This is a genomic window from Marinicella pacifica, from assembly GCF_014636635.1.
GTDB classification, from domain to species: Bacteria; Pseudomonadota; Gammaproteobacteria; order Xanthomonadales; family Marinicellaceae; genus Marinicella; species Marinicella pacifica.
On record NZ_BMEO01000004.1, the window covers coordinates 212,698 to 235,304 of the forward strand.

Consider the following 22,607-nt stretch of genomic DNA (forward strand, 5'->3'; position numbering starts at 1 on the left):
GGTTTTTGCATGAAAATAATCATCCTTTTGGTGACGTCTGTGCTTGTCAGCCTCTACGGACATTATTGGTATGTGATGCAGAAAACCGTCGCAGTCACTGAACATAAGCAACCGCCAAAAGTAGCTGTTGAATCGCATCAAAACCCGTATTCAAAAATCATGGAAATCAATCAGCTCTTCGATACGTTGGCTTTACAACACGCCTTTAAACAGTCCGCTCAAAACAAACAAGACGTCAAAACGGCTTCGACATACCCTTCTCAACCACTCTTTAGCAACCCTGACCTTTCTAAACAAAGCCCCCCCAAGAGCCGTTTTCTCAAGACCTAAAGTACACAACAAACAGGCACCCAACAAAAGAAGCCATAAATAAAAACCACCAAGCTTTACAGCGCTTTCAAACCCTGAATCAACCTGCCAATGGCATCCTGGGCATCACCGTAGAGCATGCGGTTATTGTCAGCGAAGAACAGGGCGTTTTGAATGCCGGCGAAGCCGGTGCCTTTACCGCGTTTAATAACGATGGAGTTTTTGGCTTCATCGACGTGCAGGATGGGCATGCCGTAAATCGGGCTTTGCGGATCGGTTTTCGCCACCGGATTGACCACGTCATTGGCACCAATCACCAAGGCCACATCGGTTTGATGGAATTGTGAATTAATGTCTTCCATGTCCTCGATTAAATCATAGGGCACGCCAGCTTCAGCCAACAGCACATTCATATGCCCCGGCATGCGGCCGGCCACCGGATGAATGGCGAATTTCACATCGACACCGCGATCGAGCAGCATTTCCGTCATTTCCCAGAGTTTGTGCTGCGCCTGGGCCACGGCCATGCCGTAACCGGGCACAATAATGACCCGATCGGCAAAGGCCATTTGGATGGCGGCGTCCTGAGCTTCGATTTCTTTCATGTCACCGGCGATGGCATCACCACTACCTGCGCCCAAGGTTTTAAACAACACCGCGGTTAATTTGCGGTTCATGGCTTTGGCCATCAGTTTGGTTAATAAGGTACCGGCAGCGCCCACCAGCATACCGGCGATAATCATGGCTTCGTTTTGCAGCACAAAACCTTCAAAGGACACCGCCAGACCGGTAAAAGCATTATAAAGGGAAATCACCACTGGCATATCCGCGCCACCAATGGGTAAAGTCATCAGCAAGCCCAACACTAAAGACAAACCAAAGAACAGCCAGATCACCGTCGGGTTCATATCCACGGTTAGGTACATAGCCAAACCAATGGTGATTAACGCCACAACGGCATTAAAAACCTGCTGTCCGGGGAAGGCATAGCGCTTATCAATCCAACCCTGTAATTTACCAAAGGCAATCATGGAACCGGTTAACGACACACCACCAATCAAAACACCGGCCAGAGCAAACCATAAAGTCACACCGGAAATACAATCGTGGGCATTTAAAGAAACACCGGCCTCACATGCTGTCACATGATCCATACCGTTAAACAGGGCAATCATACCAATAAAAGCTGCCGATCCGCCTCCCATACCATTATAGAGCGCCACCATTTGCGGCATATCGGTCATCGCCACTTTACGGCCGCTGACCCAAGCCAGCACTGTCGATGATGCCAAAGCGGCTAAAATCAGCACCATATTGTGCATATCCGGCAACAAAAAGGTCACCACGGTGGCCAGCAACATGCCAATACCGGCCCAGACAATACCACCACGTGCGGTCCCCGGTTTACTCATGCGTCGCAAGCCGGTGATAAATAAAATCGCCGCCACAAAATAAGCCAGCTTAATAACCACCGGTAGGTATTCGTTAATGAAATCCATCATGACTGATCTCCTTCATTATTGTCATCGGTCTTTTTAACCCGTGGTTTAAACATCTCCAACATCCGCTCGGTGACCACATAACCCCCGGCAGCATTGCCGGCCCCTAAAAAAACCGCGATAAAACCAAAGGTTTTTTCTAAGGTGGTATCAGCATGACCCAACGCAATCATGGCACCGACCAAAACAATGCCGTGAATAAAGTTAGATCCGGACATTAAAGGCGTGTGTAACACCACCGGAACTTTTGAAATTATTTCAAAACCTAAAATTGCGGCCAATGTAAAAATATATAAAGCAATAAAACCATCGATCATGATTGCTCTCCCAAACCTTGTTTAACAGCGGCATGCACCACCTGGCCATCACGGGTCACCACCGCACCGGCCAAAATTTCATCGTCCCAATCCAGCGTAAAGTCACTTTCCTGATGCATGATGTTCAATAAATTCCAAATATTTCGGGCGTACATTTCACTGGCATGTAAAGGCACCGAGGCCGGTAAATTAACCGGACCAATCACCTTAACCTGTCCCACCATCACCGTTTCTCCGGCTTTCGTGGGTCCACAATTACCGCCACCTTCAGCCCCTAAATCGACAATCACGCTGCCGGCCTTCATATTCTCCACCATAGACTGACTGACAATTTCGGGTGCCGGTCGCCCGGGTACAGCCGCCGTGGTAATTAATACATCTACCGACTTTAAATGCTCGGCCAGGTTATCCTGTTGGGTTTGTTTTTCTTCTGCGGTCAGCTCTCTGGCATATCCGCCCTCGCCGACAGCATTCACACCCAGATCCAAAAATTTAGCACCTAAGGATTTGACCTGTTCTACCGTTTCGGGGCGGACATCATAACCGGTGACATTGGCGCCTAAACGTTTGGCTGTGGCAATCGCCTGCAATCCGGCGACACCGGCGCCAATGACCAACACCTGAGCCGGACGAATGGTACCGGCGGCAGTGGTGAGCATCGGAAAAAACCGTGGCGCTTCACTGGCCGCCAACAAGACCGCTTTATAACCGGCCACCGCAGCTTGTGATGACAGCACATCCATGGCCTGGGCACGGGTGATGCGTGGAATAAGCTCCATTGAGAAAACGGTGAGTTTATGATCTGCAGCCTGAACAAAACGCTGCTGATCTGAATAAGGAGAAACCATGCCAATCACCACCGCACCTTGCTTAAGGTGCGGTAAATCGGTTTCATTGAGTCCATTAACCGACACCAGAATATCCGCTGCCTCAAGTACATCCGTTCGCCTTTTCGCCAGTTGACAGGTGTCTGGATAATGGCTGTCCGGGAAACCTGCCGCTAAGCCGGCTTCCGGTTCAAACAAAACCTGCCAACCCAGCGCCAGCATCTTAGCGGCGGTTTCCGGCACCACCGCCACCCGTGATTCATTGGCGGCATTTTCTTTTACAAATCCAACCGTTATGGTCATAATGGTGTTCACCTGTTTAGCCTGTAACGGTTCAACAGTATAGCAAAAAATCCTTAACTACTTTTTAACTTTTTATAGATGCAACAGACTTTTTTCAAAACATTTATACTGGCCTTTGTGATTGGATTAATTACCACTACACCGGTCATCGCCAAGAAATTCTACAAGCATGTGGATGCAGACGGCATTGTTCACTACAGTGATAAAAAACCTGTGGCCACTGACGATTATGAAAGCTGGCAGGTAAAGGTCGAAGACAGCCAAGGAAAAGCCTCTGTGGTTAACCGCGGCACCGATCGCATGCCTTTACTGTATGCCGTGAATCCATACCATGGCCCGATTTCGGTACGACTGGCAATGACTAAAGCCGTCAATGCCCGAAGCGATCCGCCATGGCCGAAAATCTATGATGTACCGGCTTCTACCGATTATTACCTGGGTACGATTGAAGCCATCCGGGACAACAAAAGCTGGTCCTATGCTTATCAATATTCTTATCGACCGGGTCAAAACAACCCCGCTTATGATGCTGATTATGCCTACCGCTTACCCTATCGCGCGGTGGGTGATGCCTTTATCTCCCAGGGCTTTTCCGGTACATTCAGTCACTTCGATGAACAAAATAAATACGCCATTGATATCCCCTTGGCCGAGGGTACCGATGTGGTCGCAGCCCGTGGCGGCGTGGTTATGGATTACGCGGAAGACTTTATCAAAGGTGGCGCCGATGAAAAAAATCTATTTCGCAATAACTTTGTCCGCATTGCCCACGATGACGGCAGCATGGGTTTGTATGCCCACTTAAAACTCGAATCGGTGGTGGTGGGTAACGGCCAGCGGGTCAAAGCCGGGCAAAAACTGGCCGAATCCGGCGATACCGGATTTTCCACCGGCCCACATTTGCATTTCGCCATACAAATTAATCAAAACCACAATCTGATTTCCGTGCCGTTTAACCTGCAATACCCCAACGGCGAGATTAAGCAACCGATGCCGGGTTGGCTCGATTAAACGTGCCGTCGCAGGACGGCATCCAGTGTCTTTCAGGACAGACTCAAAAAAGAAAAAACCAGTTTTCATTGTGTAATATTTAAAAACTGCGTCTTTACTTAAAATCATCATCACTAATGGGCACATGTGATGTGCGTTTTTTCTGTTGCATGGAAAAACTGGTATTCACTGAGCGGATTGATGGCAACATCAAAATTTTATCGTAAATCAAGAGGTTGTAAGACTTCATATCCCGGGTGACGATTTTTAACAGATAATCATATTCACCACTGGTGGCATGGCATTCAAGGATTTCCGGCCATTGCTGAATGCCGCGATCAAAGCGCTGTACCGTTTCCGGATGGTGATTGTCCAGGGTAATCTGTGCAAAGGCGGTGATGTTTAAGCCCACTTTTTCCTGATCCACAATGGCGGTGTAACCTTTGATTAAACCGGATTTTTGCAAGGCATCAACCCGCCGCCAACACGGTGCCTGGGATAAAGCCACTTTTTGTGCCAGGTCTTTATTCGAAATGCGCCCTTCAGACTGCAGGACTTTTAAAATATCTCTGTCGTATTTATCCATAAAATGAAATTATATTTCTTTATTAGTTATTTTATTGGGTGAAATATGCTTATTTAATCCCATTGGCGCAAAATAAGCAAACATATTTGGTGGCGATTAAGAGATAATAATTACTTTCGATAACCGCCTGGATTCACCTTTTTTAAACTTATGCAAGCACAACAAAAACAAACACAAACGAACATCGACTGGTTGCACACTGCCAGAACTTTACTCACCTCACGCGCCCTGGATGATCTGGAAGAATACGATTTGGTGAAACAAAAGAAAGTGCTGTATCAGTTTTCCGCGCGCGGACACGACATGGCACAAATTTTACTGGCACAAATTCTCACCGCGAAAAAAGACGCCGTCTCGGGTTATTACCGCTCGCGGCCGCTGTTACTGTCCATGGGCATTAGTGTAGAACAATGTCTGCAGGCCAGTATGATGCGCCAGGGCGGTTTTTCCGATGGGCGGGATATCGGCGTGGTGTTTAACCAACCCAATCACCAGGGCGCCTGCGTGTTACCGATGTCGGGCGGTGTCGGTGCACAGTACACGCCCATTGCCGGCTGGGCGCAGGCGATTGAATACCACCGCAATCATTTGAATAACAGCGATTGGAATGATGCCATCGGGCTGGTTTTAGGCGGTGACGGCTCGGTGGCCACCAATGGTTTTTGGTCGGCCTTAACCATGGCCACCACCTTATCCCTGCCGATGTTTTTTTATATTGAGGATAACGGTTATGGTATTTCAGTACCTTCCAGCTTTCAAACACCCGGTGGCAATATTGTTAGTAACCTGGAAAGCTTTAAAGGCATTAAATTATTTTCCGGTGACGGCACCCAGCCACAAGTGGCCGCTGATTTAATCCAACAGAGCAACGACTATATCCGAACAGAGCGTAAACCAGCCTTATTGCGTCTGACCGTACCCCGTTTGAACGGCCACTCTGCACAAGACACGCAAGGCTATAAAAGTGAGGAGCGCCTTACATTTGAACAACAGCATGACCCATTGCCCAAGCTCAAAGCTTATTTACACAAACAGAACATATTAACCGCAGATGCATGGGATAAAATGGCACAAGAAACCAAAGACGCCGTTTATAAAACCTACCAAAAAGTGGATCAACAAGCCCATGCAGACCCCAAAACCATTACCCGCCATGCCTTTAGCGAACAAGATGAGCACGGCAATGAAGCGCTGCAACAACAAGGCGGTATTCATTTAAATAAACCCACCTTTCCGCCAAGCAGTGAAGAGGTGGTGGCCGAGTCCGGCCGTGCCAATATGGTGACTGCGATTCGTCGCACCTTAGATTATGAACTGACCCATAACGATAAAATGCTGGTGTTCGGTGAAGATGTCGGAGCCAAAGGCGGTGTTCACGCCGTGACACTGGGTTTACAGGACAAGCATGGCGAACAACGGGTGTTTGATACCTCATTGTCAGAAGAAGGTATTATCGGACGTTCTGTGGGTATGGCCCTGGCCGGTTTATTACCGGTTCCGGAAATCCAATTCAGAAAATACGCCGATCCGGCCGAAGAACAACTCAATGACACCGGCACCATGCGCTGGCGCACCAATAACCGCTTTGCCGCACCCATGGTGGTGCGCATGGCCGGTGGCTATTTTGGTTGTGGCGATCCCTGGCATTCACAATGCGCTGAGGTCAAATGGGTCCACGCCATCGGCTGGCAGGTGGCCATGCCATCCAACGCCGAAGATGCGGTGGGTTTATTGCGTTATGCTTTACGCGATAATAACCCGACGATTTTCTTTGAGCACCGCAAAATGCTCGATCACAGTTGGGCGCGACGACCATATCCGGGCGATCAATACATGATTCCGTTCGGCAAGGCCAAAACCATCACATCAGGTGACCGTTTAACCATCGTCAGTTGGGGCGGCATGGTGCATATGTGCCAAAGCGCCATAGAGCAAACCGGCATCAATGCCGAGCTCATTGATTTGCGCACCTTGCGGCCCTGGGATAAACAAGCGGTGTTAGACTCAGTCAAAAAGACAGGCCGCTGCCTGATTGTGCATGAAGACAACATCTCCGCCGGTTTTGGTGCAGAGATAGCCGCGGTGCTGGCTAAAGAGGCCTTTTTCTACTTAGATGCACCGATTGAACGGTTAGCGACCGCCGACATTGGCAACCCCCATGATCCGCAATTAATGGCCGCAGCCTTACCCAATACCGACACCATTGCCGAAAAAATCATTGAATTGGATAAAATATGAGCAAAACAGTTGACATTACATTAGAAGAAGCGCAAACTGAAGGCACCACAGCCACCGTGGCAGAATGGCTGAAACAAGTCGGAGACCGGGTTTGCAAAGATGAACCCATCATTGAACTCGAAACCGACAAGGTGATGATGGAAGTCGTCGCACCTGCTGATGGCGTTTTAACCGCCATTCATGTTGAAGTGGGTGAAACCGCCACAGAACAAAAAATTCTGGGAACTATTGACACCGAAGCAGAGTCAAAGCCTGAGAACGAAGAACGTAAAACCAAAGAAAAATCTGCTCCAAAAGATAAACAACACAGTTTATCGCAAAAAAACACGCCGGCTGCGGGGCCCTTAGATCATCCCCCCTCTAAGTTCAAGAGTCCCGCAGTTCGGCGTCTTTTATCACAACACGACCTCAACCCTGAATCCATACCTGGTACCGGCAAAAACAACCGCCTCACCAGCCGAGACATTAAAGCTTATCTTGATCAGGTTGAATCAGACAGCACCTCCTCGTCCGATGACAGCCAATTTATCAAGCACACCCCGATGCGGCGCAAGATTGCCGAGCATATGCAGCACAGCTTACAAACTGCACCGCATGTCACCGCCGTTTTTGATGTCGATCTAAGCCGTATCATAGCGCACCGAACACAACATAAAAAATCTTATGAACAACGTGGCATAAAACTAACTTTTACCGCCTATTTTATTGCCGCCACCGTTTCAGCCCTTCGACACCAGCCCAAAATCAACGCCCGTTTCCACGAAGATGGTTTAGAAGTTTTTAATCACATGAACATTGGTATTGGCACGGCACTGGGTGATGACGGTCTTATCGTGCCGGTGTTAAAGCACTGCGAGCATAAAAATGTAGAACAAATCGCACAAGGCCTGACCGAAATGACCGACAAAGCCCGCACCGGCGAACTGAAACAATCTGATGTCCAGGGCGGTACTTTTACCATTTCCAATCACGGCGTGTCCGGCTCCCTGGTGGCCACACCGATCATTATCAACCAACCTCAGGTGGCGATTTTAGGCTTAGGGAAAATTGAAAAAAGACCGGTGGTCAAAACAATTGACGGCGAAGATGCACTGGTGATTAAACCCATGTGCTACGTCAGCCTGACCATCGACCACCGCGCCCTGGATGCTTATCACACCAATGACTTTCTCAGTCACTTTAAAGATTTTATAGAAAACTGGGAAGCTTAACTCTCGTTTTTTAGTTATTTTACAAAAATTTGTTTAGCTACTTTTCATCATTTAAACTAATTCAAAGGATCTTTCTTGTATTGTATTGATATGCTGTACTCTCAAATTGACAAATTGAAAATTAATATTTTATTATGGTATAATCGCAATATGTAGTCAATTTCTTGACTCAACCGAAAAATCAGGTCTGTATGTGCGTTTCTTATCCAAGAAGTGCATAGCACTCACGCACATACCAGGCCGCTCTTATTGTTAATATCTATGTACAAATATGCGATTCTAATTGATGCTGGTTTTTTGAAAAAGAAACTGTTTGTTCGAAACAATAGAGTGCCAATAAATTCTGATTTAATAATTGATTTTGTTGCCGATATTAAATCATCTATGGCAAATGTTATCGATGATAAAACTTTTATGCATAGAATTTATTATTATGATGCTTATCCTGCCGATGGAAGATTTAAGAATCCTATAAGTAATTCCAAAATAGACCTTCAACAAACTGAAATATATAAAATAAATGCCAGAATAATTTCAAAACTTAAAATTACTCCAAATTTTGCAGTTCGGTTGGGTGAATGCGCTTTTCGAGGATGGAAAGTTAATAATTCAGCCCTTAAAAGTAACGATGGTCATGGCAATGTAAATATTGTGGAATCCGATTTGAGTTTAAATATACAGCAAAAAGGCGTTGACATGAGAATTGGTCTTGATGTTGCCACCCTGACTCTTAAGAAACAAGTCAATGGCATTGTATTGGTATCAGGTGATAGTGACTTTATTCCTCCAATGAAATTCGCAAGAAAAGAAGGTGTTCAACTTATTTTATGCTCTTTAGATCACAAAATTAAAACAGAGATGCTTGAGCACAGTGATTATTCACTACAAGTGTAAATATTATTTAAGCAATAAGTGCAGATTTAACTTTAAGAAGCCTGAAACGGCTTCTCAAAGAATAAAGATTAATTTCTCAAAACACGAACATCAATAAATCAACCACACCCAAAACAATGGCTGCAATACCCAAAGGTTCTTTAATCGGCGCCAGTTTATCGACAACTTTGTTGATGTTGTCATTGATTGAGGCATTGTCTTTCGTCCAACCCCGTAATACGTTTTGGGCATAGAGAAAACCCAAAGCCATCATCACCAGTGCCGACAACAAAGCTAAAAACAAATACAAATTAAAGTATTTAATCCAGCGCAACACCCGGAACAACCATATAATACCGAGCACAATGGCCACAATACCAATCCAGCCTTCAGACTGTCTTAAGAAACTAATCAGGTCTTTGGTGCCCGGCGCCATCGCCTGAATGCGCTCAGCGGCCGCCAAAAAACCCAACACCAGCAAGGTAATAATTAAGAAAAAAGTCATATCTGCCTCTTAAAATGAATGCTTATTATTTTAGCAGAATTACGAAATTATTTTGTAAAAAGGAATTATTAATCGGTTAATTTGTGAACTCATTCCGTTTATTTTAAAAGTGACAAGCTGTGAAAAGACATCAGCTCATTCAAATCGAATATTGAACTCACCGTTATTGTCCATACTTTATTAAACTAATCCATTCACAGCTCGGCATTGGGAGAATCCATTGAATACAAACACTGAAATACGCCAATCACTCAAAAAATTGCTGCCCAATGTGCCACAAAACTGGCTTAAGCTGACCACCCATCGCCTCGATATTTACAATGAAGCCAATGCCAAATCTGAGTTTTTGAATGAGCTGAAAAAACTAATTAAATCCGGGGAAACCGATACCAAACAGCTGAAAAACTTACCCACCGCCTATGACTATATTCGACTTGGGCATCAGTTATCCAGTCTATTGGAATGGGTTTTGGCCGAGATTAATCAGGTCAACGATGAACAAGTCATTGCTTTTGCCTCAAAAACAATGCCGATTCTGGCTGTTTTACGGCACAATGCCATTAATAATCAAGCCACCCATATTTATTACGACACTGAACATTCACCACTGATTGACGAGTCTCGACTTAATAACATCTATGGTTATCACTATCAGCTAAGCCAAGTGGCTGACACTGATGACATCCCACAACAGAGCGAAGCCTCGGTTATTTATGTCACGCAACAGCCGTTTAATAAAAAACCCAACAATAATCCTGCCATTGATGTGATGGTTAATATCCAACCACAATCAGGGTCTTATGTACTGATTCAACAAGCCGACTCGCAGGCCTTGGTCAAAGCCATCCAACATGTCCGTCGACGAGAAACAATCGCCATGTCGCCACTGAATTGCTATCGGGTTTTGAATGAAATGGCCGGCAAACCAACTGAGTCATCAGTCCTTAACCCAAACGCTGAAAACACTGTGGCGCATTGCATTCAAAACAATACCGGCAGCGGGTCAACACCGCTGGTGGCCTCAAGTGGTCTGTCCATTCAATACGCCATTTTAATGGGCTTAATCGAATACGCCCAAACAGAACACCCCGACAAACCCATAAAAATTATTTTACCGCCCAACTGCTATGGCGGCACCAATGACCAATCCCGCCGCGTGGCCGATTTAGTCCCCCAAGCAGAAATTATTGATTTGCCGGTTGATGGTGGCGCGGATCTGGTGAACAGCTTAGAAACGGCTTTAGAGTCTGTGGCGGAAGCTGATGGTGTGCCGATTGTCCTGGCAGAAATTCCCACCAACCCGCGGGTTGAAGTGCCCGACATGACGGCGTTAAGTAAAACTTTAAACAAACAACGTCAAACACCCAACAAGGAAACAGCCGTTCAGCCCGTTTTTATGGTGGATCAAACCTTCTGCCCGAATGTCCCTTTATTGGGTTCTGACAGCGAACTTGCGAATGTCAAAACCATTTCATTTACCAGCGGTTCAAAATTCCCCAGCGGCGGTCGCTGTATCGCCGGCTACTGTGCCGCCAATCAGGTGGCTCAAGATTTAATGCCGCTGATCGAAGCGCATTTAACGCTGTCGGACAACCAGGCTAATGAAAATCAAATTAACACACTCGCCGAAACCATGCCCTCGATGACCAAACGCATTGACCAAGCTTACGAGAATACGCGAGAATTTGTTCAGGCCATTCGTACACTGCTACCGTCAGCCAAAATATTTTACGTCACCGATGACATGGCACAAAGTGGCTTTAAACCTTCGGTGTTCTCACTCGATTTACCGGTTGAAGCCAAAACCCGACAAGAACAACAGGAACGACAAAAAGAACTCAACAAAAAACTCATTGCCTTTATGATTCAACGGCACCCGAAAAGCTGCAAAAACTGCGTCAGCTACGGCCAGCTCAAAGGCAGCTACTGGACCATCCCCGCCACCTCAACCCAGGGCACCACCAAAGAAGACGACAAAGACTACGTTGTCCGGGTCTCGATTTCGCCGGATGTGGATGTGGCTGAATTAACCAAATCTTTTAAAGCATTTTGTGAGGAACATGATTTGCTTTAAATCACTTGCCGTCGCAGGACGGCATCCAGCGTCTTTAAGAACAGGCTCAAAGAACTAAATCAATTAATATTGTCAAAAGACATTAAAGTAACGATGGAAAATAATGAAAGATGCTGAAAGCAAATCAAAAAGAGCCTTAAGATCAATACCAAAAATAATTGGCTTTGGAATCGTAATAAGTTTATCACTTCTCGGTATCTTCTTTATAGCTTTGGTTATTTACATCACTTATTTCGACTCGTTAGGTAGCCATTCCAAACAAAACGATGCCATATGGCAACTCAATAAAATTGATAATGCTTTAGAAGAATATAAGTTAGATATAACCACCTATCCATCATCACTATCGGAACTCATTGAAGACGATGAATCCAAATCCATGTGGATGGGTCCTTATCTGAAATCAAAGGGACATATAGATCCATGGGGTCACATTTACCATTACCAATATTTCCCTGAAAGAAAAGGTTATCAACTTTACACATTAGGCTCTGACCATGCAGTCGGTGGAGATGACCAAGCAAAAGACAGAATCAGCGCCAAGTCACTCATGCTGATAAAGCCTAATAAGTTGTATGAAGACTCAATTAAAAACGATGATAAAAACCAAAAATAGTAGCATACTTTAACCATCAGACACTGGTTCAACAGAATTTTGCAACTCCACTTGCCGTCGCAGGACGGCATCCAGTTTCTTTCAGAATAGACCCAAAAAGCCGAATCATTAAAAACAGCTGAAAAGGATTAAACGTACAATGACAAAAACCAAAAAACACAGCTTATTCTCAACCATCAGGCGCTGGCTTGTCCGGCTTGTGTTGCTTTGGTTTTTCATCACCCTGTCATTGGTGCTGGCCATGCGCTGGTTTAATCCACCCACCACCGCTTTTATGTTGCAGCGCATGTACAGCCAAGAACATGATCGCATCGAAATACAACATGAATGGCGCGATATAACAGACATTGCACCCGCATTGGCGATGTCCGTCATCGCCTCCGAGGATCAAAAGTTTGCCGATCATTGGGGCTTTGACCTGGCCGCCATTGAACAAGTCCTGGAAGACCGTCAAAACGGCGAAAAAATGCGCGGCGCCAGCACCATCAGCCAACAACTTGCCAAAAACCTGTTTCTATGGCCCGGTCGTAGCTGGGTCCGCAAAGGCCTCGAAGTCTATTTCACGGGTGCCATCGAAGTCATGATTCCCAAGCGACGGATACTTGAATTGTATTTAAATGTGGCCGAATTCGGTGACGGCATCTACGGCGCCGAAGCCGCCGCTCAAGCCATTTTTGGTGTCCCGGCTCAATCACTGAGCGCCCACCAATCCGCCCTGTTAGCTGCGCGCTTACCCGCACCGAGAAGATACGCCATTCAACCACCCTCCGACTATATGAACCAGCGCGCCCGCTGGATAGAGCAACAAGTTAAGCAACTGGGTGGTGAGGGTTACTTGGATGGTTTGTGAAAGTTGCAATTCAACCCGATACAACGCCCAAGCGACGTATTCGAGCTTGACTCGGATACCCAGTTTGCGCAGCAAACAAAAGCACCGCTTTTTTATAACAATCCAACCGTTGAAGTCTCAATTTTGCATTAGTTCGGTAGGTTGGCGCTGAGCGAAGCGAAGTCCAACATTTGACCTATTACAATTGATGGATATGTCTAATTATTTATTATGTGTGAATATTTAAAACCCATTGCACGCCCGTTATCTCACGAAAAACTTTCATGGTTAACAATGAATAAATAAAACTGAACTCTTTAAACTTAATGTATTCATCCATTAAATCATTAAATGATTTCACATTCTTCATATTTTTTGCAATTACCTCACTTGTATTTAGAATCCACTTTTTATTATCTAAATAATAACTATCTTCAATTTTTTGAAGCTCCGATATTAAATCTATATTTTCAAGTTTCTCAGGCTCGCTAAAAGCAATAGAGTAATTTCCAGCGCATGTATAAGTGTTTAAGGAATGGTTATTGAGATCAGAGGCTTTTTTGAAGTTTGAATTATCTATGATTTCTCCTTTAATTTTGAGACTTACAAGTTCTTCTATGTTATTTATGGCTGGTGAGGCATAAATAACAAGAGCTCTGTTACCAAATGACTTATCTATTTTTGAAAGAATGCTTTGCTGTTTTAAATATATTTGGTATCTATAGTACTCTTTTTGCCAGTATTGCCACTCTTTACTATTAGGCTTTTCCATATATTCTGGCCGTTTATATTGAATTAGTAAATTTGATTTTATATTGGGAATTTTATCAATTAAATGTCCAATTTCAGCTTCCAAATCTCGTGCTATATCCAGGAGATTTACTCCAGAAAAGGGCAGAAATGGATAATTCAGTTTTTCCCAAAGATCACTGTTTTTAGAATATGATGCTGAATCGAATCCAAAAAAACCTTCCAAAACCTGCCCTGGAGGAAAATAAACCGAAGACTTTGAATCTAATTCATTATTAAAATAACTTTCATATGTTTTTTCTTCAAAACCAACTTTCATATTAGGAACAATAAACCGAACTGAATTGGGGAGAAATTAAATGCAACACAATTAAATAGCTTGTATTTGTTAAGCTTAAATTGGTTCAAATTCTTATATAGATTCAATTTAGAAAATAAAGCCAATCTTTTAATTCCCATAACCCTCGACTTATTGCTTCAACATCATCAAAACCATGCCTAAAGATTAAATCATCACCAAAGTCGCAATACATAAAGATGCTTTCTACATCTTGCCCATTAATTGTGCCGCTGTTATTGGCTAGTTCACAGGTTTGGATTGGGTTATCAGGCTGTTTTTGAATTGTAACATCATAACCTTCTAAATCATCCAAAGGTGTCGGTAATACAAATGCCCCTTCATGTCTCAATATTAAATCATCTGAAGCGTTATTTTGTAGAACCATATGATTATTGGGTATGAGTCCAAAAGCATAGCCACCCACTAAGTATTGCTTGGTTATACAATTTAAATTGACATCAGTGAAATCTCCACCCGCAATAGAGCCACTCGCATTATTAATAGAACAGGTTTGGTTGGGTGATGTTGGATGCGATGCAACAGATACGTCAAAACCTGATCCATCTGGTAAATTATTAAAGAAAGCATACGAACCGTTATTGCTTATCAGAAGATATTCATCAGCGGTATTGTTGTATAAAGTTAATACATTGCCAGTGGCCAAGCCAGAAACGAACCCACCTAAAGTATATTCAACCGTCTGACAATTTACTAAAATGGTTACGTCTTCGCCCGCTAAGATTCCTGATCCATCATCATTCCCGCCATTGCCCCCTGATATTGTACAAACCTGATTCGGGCTAGTCGGCTGCTCTGTTAACGATACATCATAAGCAGTACCATCATCTAAAGGCTGAGCAAAGTTTGCTGTAGTATTATTATTAAAAACCAAACTTTGGCCATTTGTTGTTAATTCAATTGAATTATCTGGATCTAAACCGGAAACAGTCACGGCAATATTGTATTGAAGTGTTGTACATGAAACCCCGATATGAACATCAGCCAAATTTATGGTGCCTGATTCTTCACCCGGTGTAATGCTACAAATTTGATTGGGCGCCGATGGCTGAGTATCGACAGTAATTAGATAATCGGCTCCATTGGCCATTTGAGTGGTGAAGTATGTAAGTACATTGTTGTCACTCACTTCTAATAGATCGCTACCATTATTATTGAGTTTAACTGTATTTCCTGCAGCTAAACCTGTGACTGTTACCCCAACTTTAAAAGTATCAGAGCATTGTATTGACACATCTTCTATATCTGCTGATATGTTGGTTCCAGAACCATTGGTGACAGTACATGTTTGTGATGGATTTTGAGGGTCGGCTAAGACTGTTACATCATAACCAGTTCCTTTTAAAATAGGCGTGTTAAATGTAAAGCCCCCATCAGAAGTTAAAATTAAATCATCACCTCCGTTATTTTGTAGGGTGACTTGGTCACCTTGCAAGCCACTTAAGCTACCTCTGATATCATAATAATAATCAAAATAATATAGCCATATTGGAGAATCTTCACCCGTACCCCAAACAATCATTTCACTACCGGTCCATACTGCGGTGTGATACTGACTTGCACTGGGTGCGTTAGAGACTCTGGTTGCTTGCCAGCTATTCGTGTTGGGATTATAACGACCACCGGTATTTAATGAACCGCCACCAGTTCCACCCCAAACAATCATCTTACTGCCGGTCCATACCGCTGTGTGACGCATTCTTACACTGGGTGCGCCAGTGGTAGGGATTGCTTGCCAGCTATTCGTGCCGGGGTTATAACGACCACCGGTATTTAATCTATTACCAAAATACGTCCCACCCCAAATAATCATTTCACTGCCGGTCCATACCGCGGTGTGATGACTTCTAACTGCGGGTGCGCCAGTAACCTCGGTTGCTTGCCAGCTGTCAGTACTGGGGTTATAACGACCACCGGTATTAATAAAATTAGCACTATAACTATAAAAATAACCACCCCAAACAATCATCTCGCTACCGGTCCATACCGCGGTGTGATCTGATCTACCACTAGGTGCACCAGTAACTTGTGTTGCTTGCCAGCTGTCTGTATCCGGATCATAACGGCCTCCTGTATTTAAGTAACCACTATCTCCATATCCACCCCAAACAATCATCTCATTACCGGTCCATACCGCGGTGTGATCATATCTACCACTGGGTGCACCAGTGGTGGGGGTTGCTTGCCAACTGTCCGTACCGGGGTTATAATAGCCACCGGTATTTAAAAAATCACCCCCATCGTCACCACCCCAAACAATCATATCACTGCCAGTCCATACCGCGGTGTGTCTTGTTCTACCAGTTGGTGCATTATTAATATTGGTTGACAACCAAGTGTGAGTTATAAGATTATAACGAAAGCCTGAGTTTAAAAAACCATAATTAATTCCACCCCATACAATCATATCATTACCAGTCCATATAGCTGTATGACTAGTCCTGGAAATAGATCTATCCTGAGTGTTCATAGAAATCCAGTTATCGGTTACTGGGTCATAACGACCACTGGCGTTTAAATTATTACCATATTCATCCCAAACAATCATCTCACTGCCGGTCCATAGCGCTTTATGTTCATATCCTCCGCTGGGTGCGCCGGAGACTTGAGTTGCTTGCCAGCTATCTGTGCTTGGGTCATAACGTCCTCCCGTATTTAAGTAATCACTATCTCCTCTTCCACCCCAAACAATCATCTCACTGCCAGTCCATATCGCTGAATGTCCATTTCTAGCATTTGGTACATTTGTTGCAACTGTGGTTGAAGACCAGCTATCCCTCTCAGGGTCATAACGACCTCCCGTGTTCAAAGCTCCATCATTTCCATATCCTCCCCATATAATCATCTTACTTCCAGTCCACACAGCAGTGTGGTCGTATCTTCCTGTTGGCACATTTGTGCCTACACTGATTGACGACCAGCTGTCGCTATCGGGATCATAACGGCCTCCCGTATTTAAGTAGCCACTATCTCCGTTTCCACCCCAAATAATCATCTCACTGCCGGTCCACACAGCAGTATGGCCAGCTCTTTCTGTTGGTAGGTTCGAACCTAAGCTAATTGAAGACCAGCTATCACTATCAGGATTATAGCGTCCGCCCGTATTTAAGTAACCACTATCTCCATATCCACCCCAAATTATCATTTCAGTCCCGGTCCAAACAGATGTGTATCCAACTCGTTTTGAAGGCGTATTATTAGAATTAACAGAAGACCAACTATCTGTATCAGGGTTATACCTACCGCCTGTATTTAACTGATTATTATCTTCTCTATCAACCCCTCCCCATATAATCATCTCACTTCCTGTCCAAACAGCGGAATGATCTTTTCTTGATAATGGCGCATTTATAGTACTCATAAATGACCAACTATCACTAACAGGGTTATATCTTTCACCTCTATCTTGATAAGTATTACTGCCTCCCCAGACAATCATTTCAGTACCAGTCCAAATTGCGGTGGAACCTCGTCTTTTTATCTCAATCTCATAATTTTCCCACCTGTCTATAACCGCAGCTTTATTATTCAATCCCTGTTCTTTTTTAGTGATTTTTGGCAAAGAATATTGATGCGTTTTTGATGCTGGAAGGTATGTAATATCTGAATGCGTTGAAAGCCATTCATTTTGACTTTTCTTTTTCCACTGCAGCACCTTTACTTTTATGCTTTGTTGAGTTTCTTCAACTATTTCAGTATAAACAAAAGAAGCATGATGCTCTTGGAGATTTCTATTATTGGATTTTTTTACGATATGTTTAAACTCTTCCGCATCCAGTTCCACAATTCTCTTTTTATTTATTTCCTCTGGTGAAGGCTCAGTATCTAAAGATTTTTTATCAGCAGATACCAATCCATAAGTTATCGTATTAATTTGTGCGGTTGTATCATCTGTATTGTTGCTCAGTAGGTATTTATCTAATTCTCTTTGAGCCTTTTGTTTAACTTCTGCATGAATGGTGTTGTTAAAATTAAACTGGTTGGCTAATTTCTTTTGAACCAAGTAAGGTCTTGAGACACATTGAGCGATGGTTGTTGGGTCATTATTTAAAACATCAAATAACTCTTTAAGGCGTTTTGCATCTTTCGTCTGTCGAGCCATTCTGTCTAAATCATGCTGCAGCATCTCAGGCGTAATCTCAAAATTAAATCTTTTTGCTAAAACGGCCTCCATTTTAAGATTCTCAAGCACAGATTGACGAATTTTGTCAGTATCTACGACCTCTGAAAATAAGGGTTTTGGAGATTTGTTTTCTTCTGGCCAAAGATTATAAGACCACTTAAGCTCATCTATCGCGGTTTTACATTCGACTAAATTATCGATGTATTCTGCTTGATTCAGATTCGTCCAAGCCAATGGCAGTGGCTTAACAACGTCTTTAGAGAAAGACTGATTAGAGAAAAGGATTAAGAGTGAAATTATTAAGATTGATACAGATTTAAAGCGATTCATTTCCATGTTCTTATATGTTTTTTCCATTATACAATAAACTGAACATTAGTTCTGTAATCTCAACTTCTTGATCTGGTCTATAAATATGAGAGTATTGTTATTGAATTGACAGACTGTGACTTTTTTATAACAAGGTCATGATTTTATGGACTTGGGGTTAAACTGTACATTCTATGATTCTAACTTTATAAATAGATATTTTCAGAACGAGCATAATTAAAACATCATGAGAACTTTACCATTTAGGCATACGTAAAGGCCTATGCATAGGGAATTACCTGCCCAAAAGACCATTTAGAAAAATATGATACTTCGGAGTTTATTCAACTTATTTTTAGAATATTATTTCTTCCCACCAATTGATTTTTTGTTCGTTTTTGTGATGGAAAGCGAAACAATTTCAAATAGCAATGTCCAAAGTTACATCAACTAATTCTAAAGAATTTTTTTATAACGATGTACATTTTCACTGCAACCTTCATATAAATAAATAGAGTCAAAAACCGACTGGTTTTGTAATTTACTTTTAAAAGCTACTGTCAAGTTATTTCCAATTTCATCTATATCAAAAAAAGGACCAAATAAACCAACTAACAGTATACCTTTACCATGAGACCTAGCTATTTTAATCATCGTACTTTTAGTTAATTTCTTTTCAATAACAGTTTCAACTTTATTGCGTGTAGTTTCGTCAGGATCTTTGACATACCCTCCTTTAGAAGGTCTATGTGTAATATCTGCTGCATAAGAAGTTATGCTAATAGCAACGTCTTGACTATAAAAAGCGTCAGTGATTTCTACCCAAGTATTTTTGCGGTCAATTTCTACAAAAGCATCTGGTGGATCTGGCTGGGACTTAATCTTAAAAGTCAAACCCTTTCTTTTTAGACATTCGCCAAATGATTTTAAAACACTGTTTTCATGAACACTTTTTAATTTTCTACGTGGAATCATGTTAATACTTAAAATTTATTATTTGTGAGTCAACATCAGATATCGAAATATTTTTTACTTAGTACATTCGTTCCCATATTGTTGATTATATCATATTTAAAGCATATTAAACTTTAATAATGTGAAACCAAATAATAAGCAAAAATATCTTCAGACACTTTTAAATCATGATGAACTTTGCGAGATACCTCGGCTACGCTCGGTATGACATTAATTTTATTATCACATTCTGTTCACAAGTGTTAAATTAGTCACTTCTGTGTCGATATCATGGAAGCAAGGATTGACTGGAGAAACTGGTGTCTGGTTTAGAACGTTTTTTGATTGATGCTTTTCTCTATTTTTTAAAATGGGTCCACGGGTCAAGCCCGAGGACGACGCAGGTGGTGGGGGCAAATCGAAAGTCACAAGAAATGTTTTTGAATGTTAAAATGGCTCTTTTTTAAAAACAAACTATCTATGCGTCCATCGAAACGAGCGAATGATGAATTACGGCCGATCCGTATTGAGCGGAATTACACCATGCACGCCGAAGGTTCCGTGCTGATTTCTTGTGGTAACACTAAAGTTTTATGTAATGCCAGTGTCGAGGACCGGGTACCGCCGTGGTTACGGGGTAAGGGCCAGGGCTGGGTGACAGCGGAATACGGCATGCTTCCGCGGGCCACCAATACCCGCAATGGCCGGGAAGCGGCGCGGGGTAAGCAAGGCGGGCGAACGCTGGAAATTCAGCGTTTAATTGGCCGGTCTTTACGCGCGATTGTTGATTTGTCGGCTTTGGGTGAGCGGGTGATTACCGTGGATTGTGATGTCATTCAGGCGGATGGCGGGACACGCACAGCGTCCATTACCGGGGCTTATGTGGCGCTGTATGATGCGGTGGAATCCTTATTAAAAAACAACATCATCAAAAAGAACCCACTGCATGGTTCGGTGGCGGCGGTGTCGGTGGGGATTTATAATCAACAACCGGTGCTGGATCTGGATTATCCCGAAGATTCTCAAGCCGAAACCGATATGAACATTGTCATGAATGATGGCGGGCATTTTATCGAGGTTCAGGGCACTGCTGAAGGCCATGCCTTTCGTCGGGATGAGTTGAATGAATTACTGGATTTGGCCGACAGTGGTATTCAGCAATTATTATATGCTCAGCAACAAGCCATTTTAAACAAATCATGAAACAGCTGCTGTTAGCCAGTGGTAATCGTGGAAAGCTGAGGGAACTGTCTTTGGCTTTGCAGGATTTTGGCTTTGAACTGCAGTTGCAACCGAAAGACGCTGCTTATGAGGTCGCTGAAACCGGCAGCACCTTTGTTGAGAACGCGATTATCAAGGCCCGTCATGCTTCACAAATCAGCGGTCTGCCGACGTTGGCGGATGATTCGGGGCTGATTGTACCGGCGCTGAAAGGCGAACCGGGGGTTTATTCTGCGCGCTATGACGGTGAGCAGGCTTCGGACAGTGATAACAGCACGTTGTTAATCAAGAACATGCGCAACATCGATGACCGCCGGGCTTATTTTTATTGTTGCCTGGTGATGATGCAGCATGCCGACGATCCGGCGCCGGTGATCGCCGAAGGCCGCTGGTACGGCGAAATCAGCCAACAATCCCAAGGCGATGGTGGTTTTGGTTATGATCCGGTTTTTTATCTGCCTGATTTAAATTGCAGTGCCGCTGAATTACCAGCTGCTGAAAAACTGCGCTTATCCCACCGCGGCCAAGCGGTCCAACAGCTGAAAAGCCGTTTACAACCAAAGGTATGATCACACCGCCTAAACTCAGTTTATACATTCACTTCCCGTGGTGCGTGCAGAAATGTCCGTATTGTGACTTTAATTCCCATCAACTAAAAACTGACCTCGATGAGGCGACCTACGTGGATGCTTTACTGACCGATTTAGAGCAGGATTTACCGTTAATTTGGGGTCGCACCATTAACACCATTTTTATGGGCGGCGGCACACCAAGTTTATTTTCCGCCCAATCGATGCAGCGTTTGCTCAGCGGTATTCGTGCTTTACTGCCGATTCGACCGGATGCGGAAATCACCATGGAAGTCAATCCGGGGAGTCAGGAGTTCGATGATTTAAGTGCTTATCGCCAGGCCGGTATTAACCGCCTGTCCTTTGGTGTGCAATCTTTGGATAATAATCAGTTAAGGGTTCTGGGCCGTATTCATAACGCCGATCAGGCCATTAAAGCCATTGATAAAGCCCAACAAGCCGGTTTTGATAATTTCAATACGGATTTGATGTTTGCTTTACCCAATCAGTCTTTATCCGATGCCAGGAACGATTTACAGGCATTATTAGATTTATCACCGCCGCATGTCTCGTATTATCAGCTGACTTTAGAGCCCAACACGCTCTTTGCGGTGAAGCCACCGACGGGTATTCCTGATGAGGGCCTGCAACAAGATATGTATTTCCAGGGTCAGGACATATTGGCAGAAGCCGGCTATCAACAATACGAGGTTTCGGCCTACGCAGGTAATGACAATCCGGCCGAACATAACTTGAATTACTGGCGATTTGGTGATTATCTCGGTATCGGTGCCGGTGCCCACAGTAAAATTACCCAAGGCCATAATGGCGAGATTATTCGCTTGGTCAAGCAGAAGCATCCGCAAATGTATCTCAATAAGGTGCATCAACCTGAACGTATTATTGAACAAAAAACACTGAACAAAAATGACTTATTGTTTGAATTTCTGTTGAACCATCTGCGTTTAAAAGAACCAATTCCCTTAAAACGTTTTCACGAGCGGACCGGTTTAGACGTGACAAGTTTAACAACGCTGTTCAAGGAATCTGTTCCTGAAAACTGGTACCGGCTCAACGACCAATCCATCACCCTAACCGAAACCGGCTTTTTAAACAGCGACGTTATTTTGCAACAACTTCTCTAAA

Annotated in this window: 19 protein-coding genes; 11 read left to right on the forward strand and 8 right to left on the reverse strand. The window is 43.7% G+C overall.

Features of this window, described 5'->3' with window-relative positions; all coding sequences use genetic code 11:
- Positions 1-9: 9 nt before the first annotated feature.
- Positions 10-330 carry a hypothetical protein gene (locus tag IEV16_RS06685; RefSeq protein ID WP_188364900.1) on the forward strand — a complete coding sequence of 107 codons (321 nt, stop codon included), beginning with the start codon at positions 10-12 and terminating at the stop codon, positions 328-330.
- 56 nt (positions 331-386) lie between these two features.
- Here IEV16_RS06685 and IEV16_RS06690 read toward each other — a convergent pair whose 3' ends face one another.
- The 3 genes from IEV16_RS06690 to IEV16_RS06700 are packed head-to-tail and all read right to left on the reverse strand — an operon-like array spanning position 387 to position 3,255.
- Entirely contained in the window at positions 387-1,811 is a 1,425-nt protein-coding gene (locus IEV16_RS06690; RefSeq protein ID WP_229728278.1) for an NAD(P)(+) transhydrogenase (Re/Si-specific) subunit beta, read from the reverse strand.
- Complete coding sequence (locus IEV16_RS06695) at positions 1,808-2,125, reverse strand: NAD(P) transhydrogenase subunit alpha part 2 (protein ID WP_188364901.1); 318 nt, start codon at positions 2,123-2,125, stop codon at positions 1,808-1,810. Before IEV16_RS06695 ends, IEV16_RS06690 begins: the two co-directional genes overlap by 4 nt.
- Positions 2,122-3,255 carry an NAD(P) transhydrogenase subunit alpha gene (locus IEV16_RS06700; RefSeq protein WP_188364902.1) on the reverse strand — a complete coding sequence of 378 codons (1,134 nt, stop codon included), beginning with the start codon at positions 3,253-3,255 and terminating at the stop codon, positions 2,122-2,124. The genes IEV16_RS06695 and IEV16_RS06700 overlap by 4 nt, the downstream gene beginning before the upstream one ends.
- Before the next feature lie 78 nt (positions 3,256-3,333).
- Between IEV16_RS06700 and IEV16_RS13405 the strand changes: the two genes are divergently transcribed.
- On the forward strand, positions 3,334-4,266 hold the full coding sequence (locus tag IEV16_RS13405; RefSeq protein WP_188364903.1) for a peptidoglycan DD-metalloendopeptidase family protein: 933 nt from the start codon (positions 3,334-3,336) through the stop codon (positions 4,264-4,266).
- A 94-nt stretch (positions 4,267-4,360) separates the two neighbouring features.
- Here IEV16_RS13405 and IEV16_RS06710 read toward each other — a convergent pair whose 3' ends face one another.
- Entirely contained in the window at positions 4,361-4,831 is a 471-nt protein-coding gene (locus IEV16_RS06710) for an Lrp/AsnC family transcriptional regulator (protein ID WP_188364904.1), read from the reverse strand.
- Positions 4,832-4,981: 150 nt separating this feature from the next.
- On the opposite strand from IEV16_RS06710, the gene IEV16_RS06715 reads away from it, so the two are divergent.
- From IEV16_RS06715 to IEV16_RS06725, 3 genes are all read left to right on the forward strand, one after another.
- Positions 4,982-7,069, forward strand: a complete 2,088-nt coding sequence (locus tag IEV16_RS06715; RefSeq protein WP_188364905.1) for an alpha-ketoacid dehydrogenase subunit alpha/beta — start codon at positions 4,982-4,984, stop codon at positions 7,067-7,069.
- On the forward strand, positions 7,066-8,280 hold the full coding sequence (locus tag IEV16_RS06720; RefSeq protein WP_188364906.1) for a dihydrolipoamide acetyltransferase family protein: 1,215 nt from the start codon (positions 7,066-7,068) through the stop codon (positions 8,278-8,280). The genes IEV16_RS06715 and IEV16_RS06720 overlap by 4 nt, the downstream gene beginning before the upstream one ends.
- A 261-nt stretch (positions 8,281-8,541) precedes the next feature.
- Positions 8,542-9,174 (forward strand): NYN domain-containing protein, encoded by a 633-nt coding sequence (locus IEV16_RS06725; protein ID WP_229728279.1) that lies wholly within the window; start codon positions 8,542-8,544, stop codon positions 9,172-9,174.
- Positions 9,175-9,250: 76 nt separating this feature from the next.
- On the opposite strand, the gene IEV16_RS06730 is transcribed toward IEV16_RS06725, so the two are convergent.
- Positions 9,251-9,658, reverse strand: coding sequence for a hypothetical protein (locus tag IEV16_RS06730; RefSeq protein ID WP_188364907.1), 408 nt, complete (start codon positions 9,656-9,658; stop codon positions 9,251-9,253).
- 220 nt (positions 9,659-9,878) lie between these two features.
- On the opposite strand from IEV16_RS06730, the gene IEV16_RS06735 reads away from it, so the two are divergent.
- The 3 genes from IEV16_RS06735 to mtgA all read left to right on the forward strand — a co-directional run bounded on the left by IEV16_RS06735 (position 9,879) and on the right by mtgA (position 13,198).
- Positions 9,879-11,732, forward strand: a complete 1,854-nt coding sequence (locus IEV16_RS06735; RefSeq protein WP_188364908.1) for a PLP-dependent aminotransferase family protein — start codon at positions 9,879-9,881, stop codon at positions 11,730-11,732.
- A 103-nt stretch (positions 11,733-11,835) separates the two neighbouring features.
- Complete coding sequence (locus tag IEV16_RS06740; RefSeq protein ID WP_188364909.1) at positions 11,836-12,348, forward strand: type II secretion system protein GspG; 513 nt, start codon at positions 11,836-11,838, stop codon at positions 12,346-12,348.
- Positions 12,349-12,487: 139 nt separating this feature from the next.
- Positions 12,488-13,198, forward strand: coding sequence for a monofunctional biosynthetic peptidoglycan transglycosylase (mtgA, locus tag IEV16_RS06745; RefSeq protein ID WP_188364910.1), 711 nt, complete (start codon positions 12,488-12,490; stop codon positions 13,196-13,198).
- Between the two features lie 208 nt (positions 13,199-13,406).
- Here mtgA and IEV16_RS06750 read toward each other — a convergent pair whose 3' ends face one another.
- From IEV16_RS06750 to IEV16_RS06760, 3 genes are all read right to left on the reverse strand, one after another.
- Positions 13,407-14,246, reverse strand: a complete 840-nt coding sequence (locus IEV16_RS06750) for a hypothetical protein (RefSeq protein WP_188364911.1) — start codon at positions 14,244-14,246, stop codon at positions 13,407-13,409.
- 103 nt (positions 14,247-14,349) lie between these two features.
- Complete coding sequence (locus tag IEV16_RS06755; protein WP_188364912.1) at positions 14,350-18,765, reverse strand: Kelch repeat-containing protein; 4,416 nt, start codon at positions 18,763-18,765, stop codon at positions 14,350-14,352.
- Between the two features lie 408 nt (positions 18,766-19,173).
- Complete coding sequence (locus IEV16_RS06760) at positions 19,174-19,692, reverse strand: hypothetical protein (RefSeq protein WP_188364913.1); 519 nt, start codon at positions 19,690-19,692, stop codon at positions 19,174-19,176.
- A 459-nt stretch (positions 19,693-20,151) separates the two neighbouring features.
- Here IEV16_RS06760 and rph point away from each other — a divergent pair, with 459 nt between their 5' ends.
- The 3 genes from rph to hemW are packed head-to-tail and all read left to right on the forward strand — an operon-like array spanning position 20,152 to position 22,606.
- A complete protein-coding gene (gene rph / locus IEV16_RS06765) occupies positions 20,152-20,874 on the forward strand; it encodes a ribonuclease PH (RefSeq protein WP_188364914.1) in 723 nt (240 codons plus the stop codon).
- Positions 20,871-21,461 (forward strand): RdgB/HAM1 family non-canonical purine NTP pyrophosphatase, encoded by a 591-nt coding sequence (gene rdgB, locus IEV16_RS06770; RefSeq protein ID WP_188364915.1) that lies wholly within the window; start codon positions 20,871-20,873, stop codon positions 21,459-21,461. The genes rph and rdgB overlap by 4 nt, the downstream gene beginning before the upstream one ends.
- Positions 21,458-22,606, forward strand: coding sequence for a radical SAM family heme chaperone HemW (gene hemW / locus IEV16_RS06775; RefSeq protein WP_188364916.1), 1,149 nt, complete (start codon positions 21,458-21,460; stop codon positions 22,604-22,606). Before rdgB ends, hemW begins: the two co-directional genes overlap by 4 nt.
- Position 22,607: the final 1 nt, after the last annotated feature.

Excerpts from the sequence above, each read along its gene's own strand:
- IEV16_RS06730 (WP_188364907.1), bottom strand. The coding sequence starts at position 9,658 with ATGACTTTTTTCTTAATTATTACCTTGCTGGTGTTGGGTTTTTTGGCG.
- rdgB (WP_188364915.1), top strand. The coding sequence starts at position 20,871 with ATGAAACAGCTGCTGTTAGCCAGTGGTAATCGTGGAAAGCTGAGGGAA.
- IEV16_RS06715 (WP_188364905.1), top strand. The coding sequence starts at position 4,982 with ATGCAAGCACAACAAAAACAAACACAAACGAACATCGACTGGTTGCAC.
- IEV16_RS06760 (WP_188364913.1), bottom strand. The coding sequence starts at position 19,692 with ATGATTCCACGTAGAAAATTAAAAAGTGTTCATGAAAACAGTGTTTTA.
- IEV16_RS06755 (WP_188364912.1), bottom strand. The coding sequence starts at position 18,765 with ATGGAAAAAACATATAAGAACATGGAAATGAATCGCTTTAAATCTGTA.
- IEV16_RS06750 (WP_188364911.1), bottom strand. The coding sequence starts at position 14,246 with ATGAAAGTTGGTTTTGAAGAAAAAACATATGAAAGTTATTTTAATAAT.
- mtgA (WP_188364910.1), top strand. The coding sequence starts at position 12,488 with ATGACAAAAACCAAAAAACACAGCTTATTCTCAACCATCAGGCGCTGG.
- IEV16_RS06725 (WP_229728279.1), top strand. The coding sequence starts at position 8,542 with ATGTACAAATATGCGATTCTAATTGATGCTGGTTTTTTGAAAAAGAAA.
- IEV16_RS06740 (WP_188364909.1), top strand. The coding sequence starts at position 11,836 with ATGAAAGATGCTGAAAGCAAATCAAAAAGAGCCTTAAGATCAATACCA.
- IEV16_RS06685 (WP_188364900.1), top strand. The coding sequence starts at position 10 with ATGAAAATAATCATCCTTTTGGTGACGTCTGTGCTTGTCAGCCTCTAC.
- hemW (WP_188364916.1), top strand. The coding sequence starts at position 21,458 with ATGATCACACCGCCTAAACTCAGTTTATACATTCACTTCCCGTGGTGC.
- IEV16_RS13405 (WP_188364903.1), top strand. The coding sequence starts at position 3,334 with ATGCAACAGACTTTTTTCAAAACATTTATACTGGCCTTTGTGATTGGA.
- IEV16_RS06710 (WP_188364904.1), bottom strand. The coding sequence starts at position 4,831 with ATGGATAAATACGACAGAGATATTTTAAAAGTCCTGCAGTCTGAAGGG.
- IEV16_RS06690 (WP_229728278.1), bottom strand. The coding sequence starts at position 1,811 with ATGATGGATTTCATTAACGAATACCTACCGGTGGTTATTAAGCTGGCT.
- rph (WP_188364914.1), top strand. The coding sequence starts at position 20,152 with ATGCGTCCATCGAAACGAGCGAATGATGAATTACGGCCGATCCGTATT.
- IEV16_RS06695 (WP_188364901.1), bottom strand. The coding sequence starts at position 2,125 with ATGATCGATGGTTTTATTGCTTTATATATTTTTACATTGGCCGCAATT.
- IEV16_RS06700 (WP_188364902.1), bottom strand. The coding sequence starts at position 3,255 with ATGACCATAACGGTTGGATTTGTAAAAGAAAATGCCGCCAATGAATCA.
- IEV16_RS06720 (WP_188364906.1), top strand. The coding sequence starts at position 7,066 with ATGAGCAAAACAGTTGACATTACATTAGAAGAAGCGCAAACTGAAGGC.